The sequence below is a fragment of the Thermococcus sp. LS2 genome (assembly GCF_012027375.1).
Lineage (GTDB): Archaea > Methanobacteriota_B > Thermococci > Thermococcales > Thermococcaceae > Thermococcus_B.
Genome location: NZ_SNUI01000004.1, coordinates 1 through 13,114 on the forward strand (window position 1 = coordinate 1; position 13,114 = coordinate 13,114).

Below are 13,114 nucleotides of genomic sequence, written 5' to 3' on the forward strand. Positions count from 1 at the left end.
CGGTTTCCCGCCCCCTCTCGGAGGGCAGTACACCCGGGATCGCTGGCGGGCTTAACTTCCGGGGTCGAAACGAGACCGGGTGTGGCCCCGCCGCTATGGCCGCCGTACCGATACATACTCACCGCTGGTTGATTTATAAAGTTTGCGGTGTTGAAAAAGATTAATAATGCTTAACTCCAAAAGTTCAGGGGTGGTGATCATGGGATTAATTGAAGATAAGGCTTTAGTTGAGGCGGCTCTTTTTGTCGCGGGAAGGCCGTTGAGCATAAAAGAACTCTCAAAAGCCCTCGGGATAAAATCTCTTGATTACCTCGAAAAGCTGATTGAGTTGATTGCTGCAGAGTATGCTGAGAGAAAAAGTGCAATAGAGGTTGTCAGGGTTCTGGGAGATAAGTATGTCATGCAGGTTAAGCAGGAGTACTCTCAGAGAGTAATTCACCTGATGCCAAAGCCTGACTTAAGAACTGGTGAGCTGAAAACCCTTGCATTAATTGCATATCTCCAGCCAATAGAGCAAAGCAAGATAATAAAACTCAGGGGAAGTCAGGCATATGAACACATTAAGCGTCTCCTTCAAATGGGGTTAATTTATGCTGAACCTTATGAAAGGACTAAGCTTTTAGGAACAACTCAAAAGTTCGCTGAGCTTTACGGATTCCCAGAAAATGACCCATTGCTAATTAAAGAGGCATTCAAAAAGGTTGTTCACGCTGAATATGCTGATTTAATCGAAAAACTTGAGAAAACTGAAAAAGGTGAAAAAGAGACTGAGTAATTTCTTGAAGCTTTAGTTTTCCTATTTCTAAGCAAAAAAGAAAATTCATCGTTATTTTACAAAATTCGGAGCTTCAAAAAGTTTAAATACTCAAGTTGAGAATTACTATCTAGGTGAGTGTATATGGCTGTGCTGACCAAAGAACAGATTGTTGAGCTTATTCGGAAACAGAAAGGACTCAGCTTAGATGAAATCGAGGAAAAGATTGCTGAGATTGCTCAAAGAAATCAGATTTCAGAGCATGCTGCTGCTCTATTATTAGCAGAGCAGCTTGGAGTTAACCTAGAAGAAACAGCGCCTTTAATGTACATCACAGACTTAGTACCAGGCATGAGGGATGTGAACATAGTCGGCAGGATCATGCGCAAGTATGGGATTAGAGAATACACAAAGAGAGATGGAACTAGAGGACAAGTTGCAATCCTCTTAATCTACGACAGCACTGGAAAAGCAAGGGTAGTTCTCTGGGACGGAAAAGTCAGCGAATACTACAACAAGCTCCAGGTTGGGGACATAATCAAGATAATTGACGCAAATGTTAGAGAAAGCTTAGCTGGTCTCCCAGAGCTTCATGTGAACTTCAGGAGCAGAATAATTGTTAATCCAGAAGATCCGAGAGTTGAAGAGATACCCCCGCTTGAGGAAGTTAGAACATACTCCTATTCAAGAAGGAAAATTGCAGAGTTGATGGATGGAGAGAAATTCATCGAACTCAGAGGGACAATTGCAAAGCTTTACAGGGTTATAGTTTACGATGCATGTCCCGAGTGCAGGAGGAAAGTTGACTATGATCCAGGTATGGAAGTGTGGATTTGTCCAGAGCATGGGGAGGTAACACCGCTAAAAATGACAGTAGTTGACTTTGGAATTGATGATTCAACAGGTTATATCAGGGTTACACTGTTCGGCGAAGACGCTGCTGAGCTTTTAGGAGTTGATCCCGAGGAAATAAGCGAAAAGCTGAAAGAGCTGACAGAGATGGGAATGACAATCAAGGAAGCTGGAAGAAAATTAGCAGAGGAAGAGTTCTATCCATTACTTGGAAGGGAAATAGTTGTTAGAGGAAACGTCGTCGAAGACAGATTCTTAGGACTCCTTCTCAAAGCGTCTTCATGGGAGGATGTGGATTATAGAGGGGAGATTGAGAGAGTTAGGAGAGAGCTCAAAGGCATTCTTAAGGGGGTGTTCTGATGGAAGATCTTCAACCACAAATTAGACGTAGAAAACCAGCTGTGGAGAGAAAAATCGGTGAGATAACTGAAGAAGATACAAGGGTTGCATTAATTGGAAAGGTAGTCAAAGTGGATAAGCTTGACTACTTATTCTGGCTTGATGACGGTACTGGTGTTGCTGTAATCGAGACAGAAGAGAACGTCCTTCCAAAAGTTGGACAGACTGTTAGAATAATAGGCAGAATAATCAGGAACGAGGGGATGCACATCTATGCCGAGGTTGTTCAAGACTTCAGTGATGCAGATTTGGAAGCTTTAGAAGAAATCCAAGAGCTTGAGAAAAAAGTTTTGCCAAAAATTGAAAATGTCTTGGTGTGGTGGTCAGAATGAAGAAGCGCTTACCCGCTACTAGGGTTTATATTAAGGACATCCTTGAGGGATTCTATGTCAAAAGCGAGGGTGACTTTGAGCCTAATTACCTGATCACAAAAGATGCGAGAAAAGTTTACAGAGCTAAAATAGTCGCAACTGTTGTGAGAGACCCAGTAATAGCTGAAGATGAGACGTACGGAAAGTTTCAAGTTGACGACGGCACTGGTGTAATTTGGGTTCTTGGATTCAGAGATGACACAAAGTTTGCTAAGCTCGTTAAGAAAGGCGATTTGGTACAGATTATTGGAAAGATTGCAGAGTGGAGAGGGGATAAGCAGATTTTGGTTGAAGGAGTTTCAAAAGTTCATCCAAACATGTGGATTCTCCACCGTTATGAAGCATTGAGAGATAAGGTGGAGCACATAAAGAAGGCCAAAATTGCGTTTGAAATCTACAACACATATGGCATAACGGCAAAGGCAAAGGTAATTGCAAAGAATAAAGGAGTGAGTGAAGAACTTCTTGAGACGATCGATGAGCTCTATGCAATAATGATGGAGCAGAGAGCTGAAGAGGCTTTGGAGGAAGAAATGTTTGAAGAGGAAGAAAAGACAGTTGATGAAACCCTTGAAGAAGCTAAAAAGGCTATACTTGAGATACTGAGATCTAAAGGAGACAAGCCAGTTTCAATAAGATACATCCAGAGAAAGCTTCAAGACAAGTTTGAACCAGAAGTTATTGAAGATGCATTGAGGGAGCTGATGGCTGAGGGAGAAATTTACGAGCCAGAAGTGGGTTACTACAAGATTCTAGCCTGACATTCTATTCTTATTCTTACTTTTCGTTTTTATCTTGCAAGGATAAAGAGATAAAGAAAAGAATAAGAGTCTAATACTGCTCCCTCATTGTTCTTATTACAGGATCATGAATTAATGTCGAGGTTATGCTGTCAACCATTCTGAAGAACTCCTCTTTGCCCTCTTCAAGCTCCATGTTGTCAACCCTGAGTATTTGACACTCGCTTCCAAGTATCCACTTCCCTAGGATTATCTTTTCTTTATCTCCATAGGAGGCATCAATCCTAATCAGCCCGTAGGGGATATCAGCTGTCCACCAGTTTGCCTTGAAGTTTACTTTCCAGCCTAGCTCCTCAATAACTTTGGTGATTATGTCCATTGTTTCTCCTGGGCCATAAGGCGTTTTAAACGTGATTATGAGCCACAGCTCTTCTCTCTCGAGGTTCTCCTTCAGTACTTTCTCAATATTCACATTCTCACCCCCATCGTGATTGAACCTAGGAGGAAGCTAAATACGGCCAAATATATTGCGGCTTTCAATTTTTTCTGGGCTTTTCCAGCCATTTCAGGTGTTGGATTCTTTAAAAGCTCAAAAACCGCCACTAGTATAAGGCCGTCAACAACCACCATCGGTAGATAGCCTATTCCAATCCCAGCTTTCACGGGCAAAAACGATGTTATCACTGTGGCTATTCCAAATAGAGATGCCAAATAAGCGGATTTTTCAACTCCCCACACAATCGGCAGGGTTTTTGCTCCCTTTGCTCTGTCTCCTTCAATGTCTTCAATATCTTTCATGATCTCCCTAGCAAGGTTCACCATGAATGCGCACAGTGCTAAATACCCGGCCAGTCCAATTTTGCCCACTGCAATCGCGCCGTAGAGAGGAGTAGCTCCAGTCAAGCTCGCAACCATTATGTTCCCAATAATAGGCAATGGCTTGAGCTTCCATGCATATATGAAAAGTACAAAATACGCGAGAATTGCTAAAAGAAATGCATAAATGTTGAGATTATATGCCAAGATTAACCCTACAGCGAACAATAGCATAGCATACCAAAAAGCAGTTTTCCTTGACATTGCTCCCCTCGGCAAAGGCCTTGTTGGGCGGTTGATTTTGTCAATCTCATAGTCAAAATAGTCGTTTATTGTGTTCCCAGCACTGCATCCTAAAAATATAACTGCAAAGATTAGCAATGCCGTCTTTAAGTCTGGAAAATGTCCCATTGCTACAACTGAGCCTAATATGCCAACTAATCCAGCGACAAAACAGTTGTGGGGGCGTAATATCTCAATAAAAGCTTTGGGCTCCACTATGCGCACCTAATATAAAGAAAATTGTGGGGTATTAAAACCTTTTCCTAGAGGGCATTTCTGTCCAACAAGCCAAGTTCTTCTCCATCTTCTCTAACCCTAATCCTTCCGAATCTGATTTCTCTAACATTTTTCATTGTCTCTTCATCTAAAGGGGTTAGAATCTCAGCTCTCATGTCTCTGAAGTTTATGAACTTGAGAATACCTAATCCGAGACAGAAGCCGTCTCTGTCAATCAATCCAAGAACGAGGTTGCTGAGCTTTTCAAAATCGAAGTATTGCAGAACATTTTTATCGACCTGTCTTGGGATATTTGCAACGTCAGCCTTTATGACAAAGTACTTCTCCCCGATTTTTCTTCCATGGATAATCAGCCATTTAAATAGAGCCTCTAAAAGGGATTTTTCATTTTCATTGATTTCTTCCCCTTGAAAGAGCTGAGTTCCGCTTATTATAAGCTGAGACAGGTCTATGGTGTATGTTTTTGAATCTTTAAAATATTCTCTCCACTTTTCTTTTCTTATCTCTCTTCTTTCTTCTCGGTTGAATTTCCTTGCCCTATCGCTGACTTTCAATCGGAAAATTTGAATTTTCCCTTCAAACAGCTTCAATATTGGCTCAAGCTCATTCGCTCTCTGAAGCGCAATCAGTATGTCGGGCTTAACTGTTTCAATTTTCATTCTCTTGAGCTCAACTCCAGAACCGCTGATTAATCCCGTAGTGTCTATAATTGTTACATCAGCTTTTTTCTCCGCTTCTTCTGTAAGTATCTTAACCCCCGCGATCATTTCTCCAAAAAACTGATTTGGAGTTATGCTGCCCACAAAGTAGTGTTTGTATGCTCTTATCTCTCCAAAAGACTCAAATAGCACATCTGGAAAGCCCAAACTTATCGTGGCTGGTGGGAGAATGCCCTTTTGTCCAATGTCGCTGTCAATTACCGCAACTTTAAATCCTAACGAGAGGAGCTCATTTGCTAAAAAAGTCGCTAAAGTGGTTTTTCCACTGTCTACTCCTCCTAGAATCATTACTTTAACTGGCTTTTTGTGGTTCTCAAGAATCCTTAAGATGTCTCTTCTATCCTCTGGAACCTCTTGTGTGTATCTTGCTTTGTTCATGGTTTAAATTTCTCCCGCTGGAATAAAAAGTTAACTTTATATTTGCGGCCTAGTAAATGAGGTGAATGTACGAATGTTCAGTTTACAAAAACCAAAAACTTTATTAAACTTTGAAAGTCTATCTTTATAATTGACAAGGAAAAAATTTAGGAGGCTGAGGAATGGAGGAAAAAGTTTCACTCACTACTAGACAGATCGAGCTGTTGAGAAAGCTCTACAAAGAGGGAAAGACAATTGAAGTACATACAGTAGAAAAAACCCAAGACGAGCTTGCAGAGGAGCTTGGGATTACAAGACAAGCACTAAGCAACCATCTTAAAGTTTTGAAGGAGCTCGGCTATATACGAACTGGTAGGGGGTTCATAGACCTTACAGAAAAGGCGCTAGAGCTTTTAGGAGAAAGAAAAGGCGATGTATTTGTCTTCATAAAGATTGAGCCAACGAAAAGGAAGCAGGTTTACGATGCAATAAAGAAGCTTAAAGTTAAGAGGGTTTACAGAGTCACAGGAGACATTGACTTAATTGTTGAGGCGGATAAGACCAGACTCGATGAAATCCTTGAGCAGATTGCTTCACTAGATGGTGTGAAAGAGACAATCACTCACGTCGTTCTTGAAACTCTCTGAGCTTTTTATCTATAATTCTTTTTAATTCCTCTATGTTAGTCCCAAATTTAGCTGACACTGGAACGAAAAGCTCCTTGTAATCTTCCCAGGTTCCGGTTAATCCAAACTTTTCTATTAGCTTGTTAATTGTCAAACTTATATTTCTAATCTTATCAAGCTTGTTGACTGCAACTATTGTGGGAATCTTAAGCTCTTGCAGGAACTGAAAGAACTCTACATCTATTGGAATCTCTCCTCTCTTTTCCCATCTCTCGATGATTTCTAAAGCGCTCTTGCCGTCAATTACCAGTATTGCTAGCTCAATTTCGTCTGCATGTTCTTCAATGAAGTGGACAATTTCTGTTTTTATCTTCTCTTGAACGTGCTTTGGAAGTCCGCTCATAAAGCCGAAGCCAGGCATATCAATTACTCTTTTGTTTCTCCACACGATCTCAACGGGCTTCCTTGTAACCCCAGGTCTCTTTCCTCTTCTCACTTTTTTTCCAGTGAGCTTATAAATCAGCGTGCTTTTGCCAACATTTGAGCGTCCCACAAATATTATCATTTCATCTCACCACGTGAGCTCTGTTTAAGCTTTTTTAAAGTTTGAGACCAAAAATACTTAAGTATAAAGACCTCAAAAATATTTAGGTGGTTGGCATGGCTGAGCAGAATCAAGCAAACCAGCTTGTTAATAAGTTCGTTGTCTCTTTAGTTGATGGAAAAATACTTGGATACGTTACAGACATCAACGTTGAAGTTGAAGGAGATCAGTTTTACTTCATACTCCGAATGAAAGTTCTGGAAAATCTCGGCAAGACTGGGGAATTTCATTCAGGAATGTTTTCAACAGAGAAGAAAATACGAATAAAGCCAAGTGACATAGTCAACGTCGGTACGGATGTTATAATTCTCGGAGATGGTAAGGTTCCTCCTCTCAGGGAAATTGAACGCCTTCACCAGATAGCCACGGAATACAACGCTCTTGTTAGGGAGCTTGAGCAGAAAGAGGCAATAATAAAGCAGCTCAAAGAGGAGAACAAGCAGCTGAGCAAGCAGATTGATGAGCTCATGAGAGAGCTTAGGAGGCTTCAAGTGATAAAGGAGGACTTTGAACACCTAAAGGAGCAGTTAATAAAGCAGGAAGGGCAATTAGAGATGGCAAAAGAGTATATCAGGCTTCTTGAGGGACTTAGGCATGATATTGATCAGATAAAAGCTGACGTGGAGAGATTGGTTAAGGGCTATCTTGAAGATGCAGTTAGGAGAATAGTTAATGAAGAGCTAAATGCAAGAGGACTGAAAAAAACACTGCTTTAGCCAAAAATCTGAGTTCCAAAGACGTGCAAGAGTATTTCAATTGCAATAAAAATCAGTACAAGTGCTATTGCTCCTCTTGGGCTTATCTTTATTGCTTTCGTGTCTTCATCGAAGAATCTCATCAAACCAGCACCAGTTGGTGGTAGAGTTGTTTTCTCCTTTGCCATGTTCTCACCTCTTGTGTGTTGCTAAGTTTTGAGATATAAAAAAGTTTTGATTAAAATTTGGCAAAAAAGAAGTAAAGTTCAAGCGTGGTGTTGATAGACAACATAAGTGTCCCCATCGTCGTAAATTTCTTGTGGCGCAACTCCCCAGAAGTATGTCCATGTGAATCCTGGGTTTGCATCAACATCTGGACCTCCTGCAGCAATGTAGGATGCCCAGACTAATTCTGAACAGTAGTAGCTGTCACCGTAAACTTCCTTGAAGAACCAGAGCCAGTCATATGGCTTTCCTAACTGCTGCATTGCAAAAGCTATTGCTTTCTGTCTGACATCGTCGGTAGTTTTAACTCTTAATATTGCCACTTCATCATACCTCTTAAGGAAATCTGACATTGTAACAATCCTAACAGCACTTGGATCATCCCATGCCTCAATAATCATCCATTCTCCAAGAGATTCATCATAGTAAGCAACTAAACCTGTGTGTGTCCAGTATCCCGGAATATAGAGGTCACTTACTGGATTGTGCCCAATTATGATATCCCCAGGAATAACATCGGTTGGATATGGGTGGCTGTATTCCGTTGTGTCTCCTATGATGCTACCGATCAAGTCTAAAGCCGCCACGCTTGGCATAATCATTCCTAAAACCAAACCAGCCAGAAATAGTGTTGTAATTAATCTACCATTCATTTTAGCCATCACCAAAGGATATGGTTGTTTTACAATATATTAAAATTTTTTGGTAATTTTGGTATTACTGCAACTAATTCAATAGAAGAAACCTTTTTAAATGCACTAACTCAATGGCATTCGGATAAGGGGTTAACCCAATGAATCCCGCTAATGAAGATTTGAGAGGTGGGAGGAAAATGGCTACGTTTAAGCTTGTAATCTCAGACCCAAAGAGCGGAATTGCAAAGCAGGTTGAGATTAGTGGGCCAGAGGCAGAGAAGCTGATCGGCAAAAGGATAGGTGATGAGATTCCAGCAAAGGAGCTTGGGCTTGATTTAAGCGCAATCTTTGGTAAAGAAATTCCAGCAGATGCAAAGCTCCTCATTAGAGGTGGAACTGATAAAGACGGCTTCCCAATGAGACCAGATGTTCATGGGCCAAGAAGAGTTAAGATCCTTCTCTCAAAGGGTCCAGGCTTCAGACCTAGGGAGAAGGGTGAGAGAAGGAAAAAGACCGTTAGGGGCAACACAATCAGCCCAGATATTGTTCAAATTAATGTCAAGCTTATCTATTGATTTTCTCTGCTTTTGCTTTTAATTTCCCTTGGCACTCTTTGTGGTAAGGTTAATAAAGAGAGAGTACCCTTTATTTTTGGAGGCGAGAGCCATGACAAAGAAGAAGTTTAAACAATCTGAGGTTAATATAGGAATGGTTGGTCACGTTGATCACGGTAAAACGACACTAACTAAGGCTTTAACTGGAATTTGGACAGATACGCACAGTGAGGAGTTGAGAAGGGGTATTACAATTAAGATAGGCTTTGCTGATGCTGAAATTAGGAAATGTTCAAGCTGTGGAAAATATTCAACTTCTCCAGTCTGTCCCTACTGTGGAGCCGAGACAGAATTTGAGAGAAGGGTTTCATTCATTGACTCCCCAGGTCACGAGGCATTGATGACCACAATGCTTGCTGGAGCTTCACTAATGGATGGAGCAATTCTCGTAATTGCGGCAAATGAGCCTTGCCCAAGACCACAGACAAGGGAGCATTTGATGGCCCTTCAAATCATTGGCAACAGAAACATAATAATCGCCCAGAACAAGATTGAGCTTGTAACGAAGGAGCAAGCTTTGGAAAACTACAGACAAATCAAGGAGTTCATCAAGGGGACAGTTGCTGAAAATGCTCCAATAATCCCGATCTCAGCTCTGCATGGAGCAAATATTGACGTTCTCATAAAGGCAATCGAAGACTTCATACCAACTCCAGAGAGGGATCCAAACAAGCCGCCAAAGATGCTTATTTTGAGGAGCTTTGATGTCAACAAGCCAGGAACTCCCCCAGAAAAGCTTGTCGGCGGTGTTATTGGAGGCTCAATAGTTCAAGGAAAGCTCAAAGTTGGAGATGAAATCGAGATAAGACCCGGCGTGCCTTATGAAGAGCACGGAAGGATAAAATATGAGCCAATAACAACTGAAATTGTCTCTCTCCAAGCTGGAGGAAGGTTTGTAGAGGAAGCTTATCCTGGTGGGTTGGTGGGAGTAGGAACAAAGCTCGACCCGTTCTTAACTAAGGGCGATCTGATGGCAGGAAACGTCGTTGGAAAGCCTGGGAAGTTGCCACCAGTATGGGAGGAGCTTCGCTTAGAAGTTCACCTCTTAGAGAGAGTCGTTGGTACAGAAGAGGAGCTCAAGGTTGAGCCGATAAAGAAGAGGGAAGTTCTCCTCTTAAACGTTGGAACAGCTAGAACTATGGGTCTCGTTACTGGGCTTGGAAAAGACGAGGTAGAACTTAAACTCCAGATTCCAGTGTGTGCAGAGGTTGGAGAGAGAGTAGCAATAAGCAGACAAGTCGGCTCAAGATGGCGTTTGATAGGTTATGGATTCATTAAGAGCTGACTTTTTCTATTTTAATTTGTGGTGGTCTTGATGAAAAGAGTGTGGCTTGTTCTTCCAGACACAAACTTTCTTCTAATTCCTGGCCAGTTTGGCGTTGATATAATTAGTGAGCTTAATCGAATTCTCGATGTTAAGTTTGAGATTGCCGTTCCGAATATTGTTCTCGATGAGCTCAACGTTATAGAGCGCAAAGCTAAAGGGAGAGACCTTATGGCTGTTAGAATGGCTAAAAAGCTAGTTGAGAGGTTTAAGGTTATTGAAATTGGGAAATTTGGGGAAAAGCCGACTGATATGCAGATTTATGAGTTTGCTGTGAATACACCTAATGTTGTTGTCTGTACAAATGATAAGCTCCTTAAAAAGAAGCTCAGGGAGAAAGGAATCCCCGTTGTCTATCTCAGACAAAAGAAGATTCTTGAGCTTGAAGGTATGTTAGAATAGCGACAACTTTAAAAGCTAACTCTTAAAGCTAAATGCAGAAAAACTTTTAGGTTAGTTGATAAAAGGTTTGAGAGGTGGTAAAGATGAATCCGTTCCATGACCTTGAGCCAGGACCAGAGGTTCCAGAAGTTGTTTACGCATTGATTGAGATTCCAAAGGGAAGCAGAAACAAGTATGAGCTTGACAAGAAAACAGGTTTAATAAAGCTTGACAGAGTTCTTTACAGCCCATTCTACTACCCAGTTGACTACGGAATCATTCCACAGACATGGTATGATGACGATGACCCATTTGATATCATGGTTATTATGAGAGAGCCCACTTATCCTGGAGTTCTCATAGAGGCAAGACCAATCGGATTGTTCAAGATGATTGATAGCGGAGACAAGGATTACAAAGTCCTAGCAGTTCCAGTTGAGGATCCATACTTCAACGACTGGAAGGACATTGATGATGTTCCAAAAGCATTCCTTGATGAGATTGCCCACTTCTTCAGAAGATACAAGGAGCTGCAAGGAAAGGAGATCATCGTTGAAGGATGGGAAAACGCTGAAAGAGCAAAGCAAGAAATCTTAAGAGCTATTGAGCTCTACAAAGAGAAATTCGGAAAGAAGGAGTGATTTCTTTCTTTTTTCAATCTAATTAAAAACTAGGAGGTAGCGGGATGTACAAGCTTTTGACGGTTAAAGATGTTGTGAGGATTCCACCAAGAATGTTTACAATGGATCCAAAAGAAGCTGCAAAAATAGTTCTGAGAGAGACTTATGAGGGAATTTATGATAAGGATGAGGGAGTTATCCTGGCTGTTCTTGATGTTCATGAGATTAGTGAGGGAGTTATCGTCCCTGGTGACGGTGCAACGTATCATGAAGTCGTTTTTGATGTTCTCGTGTGGAAGCCTGAGATGCATGAGGTTGTTGAGGGAGAAGTTGTCGATGTTGCTCCTTACGGTGCTTTCATAAGAATTGGACCAATGGACGGTCTCGTTCACATTTCACAGCTTATGGACGATTATGTAGTCTTTGATGAAAAGAACAAGCAGTTCCTTGGAAAGGAGAAGAAATACCTCCTTAAGCTTGGCGACGAAGTTAGGGCGAGGATAATTGCTATCAGCGTTAAGAGCAGGATAATCAGAGAGAACAAGATTGGTCTAACGATGAGGCAGCCTGGCCTTGGAAAATTTGAGTGGATTGAAAAAGAGAAGAGGAAGAGCAAAGAAGGTGAGGCTGGATGAAGGAAAGAGCGTGCAGACACTGTCACTACATAACAACTGAGGACAGATGTCCAGTTTGTGGAAGCAGGGATTTAAGCGATGAGTGGTTTGACTTAGTTATAATCATGGATGTTGAAAATTCAAAGATAGCACAAAAATTGGGTGTAAAAGTTCCAGGGAAGTACGCAATAAGGGTCAGATAAAGATGAGCAAGGAATTTTACTTCAAACTCCCCCTTTCCCTTAGAAATGAGCTTAAGAAACCACTGGGCGAGTTAGTTAGGGGTGAACTCCCCCATCCCTATATTTTAGTAAAAGAGAAGCTTGAAAAGGCTCCTTATTTAATCACGGTTGGAGACGTCGTTACGGAAAATGTTTTAAAGCTCGGCATAAAGCCCAGTGTGGCAATATATGACCATAAAACGGAGCGGATCGAATACAGCCCTGAAATTGAGCCCAATGCTGTAATACTAACAGCCAGCAATCCACCAGCAACCATAACGAAAGCTTTATTAAATGCAATCCGAAAATCCATCGAGCTTGCCAAGAGAGGGCTGGAAGTTCACATTAAAGTTTATGGTGAGGAAGATTTAGCCGCGATTCCCGCGGTGCTTTATGCTCCCCTCAATGCGTTGGTTGTTTATGGTCAGCCCAAAGAGGGCATAGTGCTTATAAAGGTAACATCGGAATGTAAGCGTAGATGTGCTGAGATATTGCGTAAGATGGAGGTGGTTTACGATGGAGATTAGAGTTACTGAAATTAAGGAGAACAAGCTCCTCGGGAGAAAGGAAATTTACTTCGAGATTATCCATGAAGGGGAACCAACTCCCTCAAGAAAGGACGTAAAGGGTAAGCTCGTTGCAATGCTTGACTTAAACCCAGAGACAACAGTTATTCAATACATTAGGTCTTACTTTGGTAGCAGGGTTTCAAAGGGCTATGCAAAGGCCTATGAAAGCAAGGAGAGAATGCTCTACATTGAGCCCGAATACATTCTGATTAGAGACGGTTTGATTGAGAAGAAGGAGGGAGAATGATGGGGCAGAAGTGGAAGCTTTATGAAGTTAAAGATGGCAAAGTTGTGAGGAAGAACAAGTACTGCCCAAGATGCGGTCCTGGAGTTTTCATGGCAAACCACAAGGATCGCTGGAGTTGCGGAAGATGCGGCTACACTGAGTGGAAGAAGTGATTTCTTTTCTCTAATTCCTTCAATCCCTTGAATCTTTTCTGCAGACATTAAAATTTGGGA

General features: G+C 41.5%; 21 protein-coding genes and 1 rRNA gene. 15 read left to right on the plus strand and 7 right to left on the minus strand.

Going from position 1 to position 13,114, the window contains the following annotated elements:
• A 5S ribosomal RNA gene (rrf, locus tag E3E24_RS06515) occupies positions 1-107 on the minus strand; the annotation flags it as partial.
• Between the two features lie 92 nt (positions 108-199).
• Here rrf and scpB point away from each other — a divergent pair.
• The 4 genes from scpB to E3E24_RS06535 all read left to right on the plus strand — a co-directional run bounded on the left by scpB (position 200) and on the right by E3E24_RS06535 (position 3,137).
• Entirely contained in the window at positions 200-775 is a 576-nt protein-coding gene (scpB, locus tag E3E24_RS06520) for an SMC-Scp complex subunit ScpB (RefSeq protein ID WP_167887036.1), read from the plus strand.
• A 123-nt stretch (positions 776-898) separates the two neighbouring features.
• Complete coding sequence (locus E3E24_RS06525) at positions 899-1,966, plus strand: OB-fold nucleic acid binding domain-containing protein (protein WP_167887035.1); 1,068 nt, start codon at positions 899-901, stop codon at positions 1,964-1,966.
• Positions 1,966-2,337, plus strand: coding sequence for a replication protein RepA (locus E3E24_RS06530; RefSeq protein WP_167887034.1), 372 nt, complete (start codon positions 1,966-1,968; stop codon positions 2,335-2,337). The genes E3E24_RS06525 and E3E24_RS06530 overlap by 1 nt, the downstream gene beginning before the upstream one ends.
• Complete coding sequence (locus tag E3E24_RS06535; protein WP_167915745.1) at positions 2,334-3,137, plus strand: OB-fold nucleic acid binding domain-containing protein; 804 nt, start codon at positions 2,334-2,336, stop codon at positions 3,135-3,137. The genes E3E24_RS06530 and E3E24_RS06535 overlap by 4 nt, the downstream gene beginning before the upstream one ends.
• A 70-nt stretch (positions 3,138-3,207) precedes the next feature.
• Here E3E24_RS06535 and E3E24_RS06540 read toward each other — a convergent pair whose 3' ends face one another.
• The 3 genes from E3E24_RS06540 to E3E24_RS06550 are packed head-to-tail and all read right to left on the minus strand — an operon-like array spanning position 3,208 to position 5,548.
• On the minus strand, positions 3,208-3,588 hold the full coding sequence (locus E3E24_RS06540) for a ribonucleoside-triphosphate reductase (protein ID WP_167915746.1): 381 nt from the start codon (positions 3,586-3,588) through the stop codon (positions 3,208-3,210).
• Positions 3,585-4,430, minus strand: coding sequence for a geranylgeranylglycerol-phosphate geranylgeranyltransferase (locus tag E3E24_RS06545; protein WP_167915817.1), 846 nt, complete (start codon positions 4,428-4,430; stop codon positions 3,585-3,587). Before E3E24_RS06545 ends, E3E24_RS06540 begins: the two co-directional genes overlap by 4 nt.
• A 47-nt stretch (positions 4,431-4,477) precedes the next feature.
• Positions 4,478-5,548 (minus strand): Clp1/GlmU family protein, encoded by a 1,071-nt coding sequence (locus tag E3E24_RS06550; protein WP_167915747.1) that lies wholly within the window; start codon positions 5,546-5,548, stop codon positions 4,478-4,480.
• 161 nt (positions 5,549-5,709) lie between these two features.
• Between E3E24_RS06550 and E3E24_RS06555 the strand changes: the two genes are divergently transcribed.
• Positions 5,710-6,174, plus strand: coding sequence for an Lrp/AsnC family transcriptional regulator (locus E3E24_RS06555; protein WP_167887030.1), 465 nt, complete (start codon positions 5,710-5,712; stop codon positions 6,172-6,174).
• Here the strand turns inward: E3E24_RS06555 and engB are convergent.
• Positions 6,146-6,718 (minus strand): GTP-binding protein EngB, encoded by a 573-nt coding sequence (engB, locus tag E3E24_RS06560; protein ID WP_167887029.1) that lies wholly within the window; start codon positions 6,716-6,718, stop codon positions 6,146-6,148. The genes E3E24_RS06555 and engB overlap by 29 nt on opposite strands.
• A 95-nt stretch (positions 6,719-6,813) precedes the next feature.
• Between engB and E3E24_RS06565 the strand changes: the two genes are divergently transcribed.
• Positions 6,814-7,473, plus strand: a complete 660-nt coding sequence (locus tag E3E24_RS06565) for a hypothetical protein (protein WP_167887028.1) — start codon at positions 6,814-6,816, stop codon at positions 7,471-7,473.
• On the opposite strand, the gene E3E24_RS06570 is transcribed toward E3E24_RS06565, so the two are convergent.
• Together E3E24_RS06570 and E3E24_RS06575 are read right to left on the minus strand one after the other, a co-directional pair.
• Entirely contained in the window at positions 7,470-7,640 is a 171-nt protein-coding gene (locus E3E24_RS06570; RefSeq protein ID WP_167887027.1) for a preprotein translocase subunit Sec61beta, read from the minus strand. The two genes, E3E24_RS06565 and E3E24_RS06570, sit on opposite strands and share 4 nt — an antisense overlap.
• 78 nt (positions 7,641-7,718) lie before the next feature.
• On the minus strand, positions 7,719-8,339 hold the full coding sequence (locus E3E24_RS06575; RefSeq protein ID WP_167887026.1) for a YiiX/YebB-like N1pC/P60 family cysteine hydrolase: 621 nt from the start codon (positions 8,337-8,339) through the stop codon (positions 7,719-7,721).
• 170 nt (positions 8,340-8,509) lie between these two features.
• On the opposite strand from E3E24_RS06575, the gene E3E24_RS06580 reads away from it, so the two are divergent.
• From E3E24_RS06580 to E3E24_RS06620, 9 genes are all read left to right on the plus strand, one after another.
• Positions 8,510-8,887 (plus strand): 30S ribosomal protein S6e, encoded by a 378-nt coding sequence (locus E3E24_RS06580; protein ID WP_167887025.1) that lies wholly within the window; start codon positions 8,510-8,512, stop codon positions 8,885-8,887.
• A 91-nt stretch (positions 8,888-8,978) separates the two neighbouring features.
• Entirely contained in the window at positions 8,979-10,211 is a 1,233-nt protein-coding gene (gene eif2g, locus E3E24_RS06585; RefSeq protein WP_167887024.1) for a translation initiation factor IF-2 subunit gamma, read from the plus strand.
• Between the two features lie 30 nt (positions 10,212-10,241).
• Positions 10,242-10,652 (plus strand): PIN domain-containing protein, encoded by a 411-nt coding sequence (locus tag E3E24_RS06590; protein WP_167887023.1) that lies wholly within the window; start codon positions 10,242-10,244, stop codon positions 10,650-10,652.
• 83 nt (positions 10,653-10,735) lie between these two features.
• Positions 10,736-11,272 (plus strand): inorganic diphosphatase, encoded by a 537-nt coding sequence (locus E3E24_RS06595; protein WP_167887022.1) that lies wholly within the window; start codon positions 10,736-10,738, stop codon positions 11,270-11,272.
• A gap of 44 nt (positions 11,273-11,316) precedes the next feature.
• On the plus strand, positions 11,317-11,886 hold the full coding sequence (locus tag E3E24_RS06600; RefSeq protein ID WP_167887021.1) for a DNA-directed RNA polymerase: 570 nt from the start codon (positions 11,317-11,319) through the stop codon (positions 11,884-11,886).
• Positions 11,883-12,068 carry a transcription elongation factor subunit Spt4 gene (spt4, locus tag E3E24_RS06605; RefSeq protein ID WP_013468283.1) on the plus strand — a complete coding sequence of 62 codons (186 nt, stop codon included), beginning with the start codon at positions 11,883-11,885 and terminating at the stop codon, positions 12,066-12,068. The genes E3E24_RS06600 and spt4 overlap by 4 nt, the downstream gene beginning before the upstream one ends.
• Positions 12,069-12,070: 2 nt before the next feature.
• A complete protein-coding gene (locus tag E3E24_RS06610; RefSeq protein ID WP_167887020.1) occupies positions 12,071-12,613 on the plus strand; it encodes a GTP-dependent dephospho-CoA kinase in 543 nt (180 codons plus the stop codon).
• Positions 12,603-12,902, plus strand: a complete 300-nt coding sequence (locus E3E24_RS06615; protein ID WP_167887019.1) for a 30S ribosomal protein S24e — start codon at positions 12,603-12,605, stop codon at positions 12,900-12,902. The genes E3E24_RS06610 and E3E24_RS06615 overlap by 11 nt, the downstream gene beginning before the upstream one ends.
• A complete protein-coding gene (locus E3E24_RS06620; protein WP_167887044.1) occupies positions 12,902-13,054 on the plus strand; it encodes a 30S ribosomal protein S27ae in 153 nt (50 codons plus the stop codon). Before E3E24_RS06615 ends, E3E24_RS06620 begins: the two co-directional genes overlap by 1 nt.
• Positions 13,055-13,114: the final 60 nt, after the last annotated feature.